We start from the raw sequence: 1,447 nt of genomic DNA, 5'->3' as shown, positions 1-1,447 counted from the left end.
CCTTCCGGCGTTCGAACGGTAAATTCTTCATCCACTTGCTTTTTCAACATGGCTCTGGCCATAGGGGAATCAATGGAGATGTAATCTTTGGCATCGCCATATATTTCTTCTGGCCCCACAATGCGGAACTTCTTCACATCACCGGCTTCGTTTTCAATCTCGACCCAAGCACCAAAAAAGACTTTGCCTTCTTGTTGAGGTGAGTAATCAACGATGGTGACTTCAGGTAAAAACTTTCTGAGAAAACGAACGCGTCGATCGATTTGACGCAGCAGTCGTTTATTGAAGGTGTAGTCAGCATTTTCCGAACGATCGCCAAGGCTGGCCGCCCACGTCACGATCTTGGTGATTTCTGGACGCTTTTCATTCCAGAGGTAATCGTGCTCTTGCTTGAGTTTGTTATAACCTTCACGGGTAATCAGCTTAGTTTTCAATTTGGCTCCTATTCATTTCGGCATAAAAAATGCCGCACATTCAGCAGCATCGACGCTTACGCGATCTTCATCCTAAACCTAGAATTATACCCAAAGCCACAAGATTCTCAGAGCGGACTTTGGGTATTGGCAATTAGGTTAGGCGACGGTTCGACTATTTTTCGTAATCTGGTTTTTTCGTCACGATGTAATTGGTTTCACTCGCCACTAACGCACCGTGCTTTAAGAAGTTTTTACCCAAAATCATGCTGTAATGAAAGCGTCCGCGATCTTGCAAATTCACGCGAATTTTCTTCTCTAAGTCACCCAGTTTGACGTGCATTTCCACCACCGGACGGACGTTTGCTTTCTCGCCTTTTTTCGCAGTAATTTTCATTACGTCTACCACTTCGCGAGTAAAGGCTTTTTGCATACCGAGGTCATTTTCGTAGGTAAAGCTCACCATGTCTTTGCCATCTTTTTGGAACAGTTTGATGTCCTTAGCATTGATAGAACTGACATCCGCACCGGTGTCCAGTTTGACCGGGAAAGACATGCCTTCCACTTCGGCCACTTCGATGTGGCCGGCTCGGAACAAAGGTTTTGCATCGAGCAAGTGGTCTGCGCGCGTATTCAGTAGCACGCCACCTTTAGCCATGTTGTGGCCGAAAACGAAAAACGGCAGCTCTTCATCTTTATCTAGCACGTCGATAGCAAACTCCATCGACTTTTCCTTGTTACCGAACAAGAAGTCACCTTCCACCACAGGACGCACCATATCGCCGACTTTGAGTTTCTTCAGCACGGGTTTGGTGATTTTTTCTTCTTTGCCTTTTTCATTGCTCAAATAGAACGTCGCGACTTCGTCTTTGCCCTTTTCACTCAGTTCAAATCCATTCACGCGTAATAATGGCGTTTTCACGGTAAAGGTTGGATAAGCGGGAACCACGTAGCCATCAATGTTCACTTCCTCTTCCGGTGAAATCACCAATGGCTTGGACTTCAGTGCACTCTTAAAGGTTTTTTCCACGCCG

At 46.0% G+C, this 1,447-nt stretch carries 2 protein-coding genes; both read right to left on the bottom strand.

All coding sequences use genetic code 11. The features are described 5' to 3' along the window. The coding region (gene greB / locus R8O70_RS25160; protein ID WP_318184454.1) for a transcription elongation factor GreB at positions 1-434 on the bottom strand (434 nt) is incomplete at its 3' end. A gap of 154 nt (positions 435-588) precedes the next feature. Further along, positions 589-1,447: ATP-dependent zinc protease (locus tag R8O70_RS25155; protein ID WP_318184453.1), on the bottom strand; the 859-nt coding region annotated here is incomplete at its 5' end.

It is taken from the genome of Vibrio sp. 779(2023) (genome assembly GCF_033344285.1).
GTDB lineage: Bacteria > Pseudomonadota > Gammaproteobacteria > Enterobacterales > Vibrionaceae > Vibrio > Vibrio alginolyticus.
Note: the sequence above shows the minus strand (reverse complement) of the source record. Positions and strands in the feature narration are given on the sequence as shown.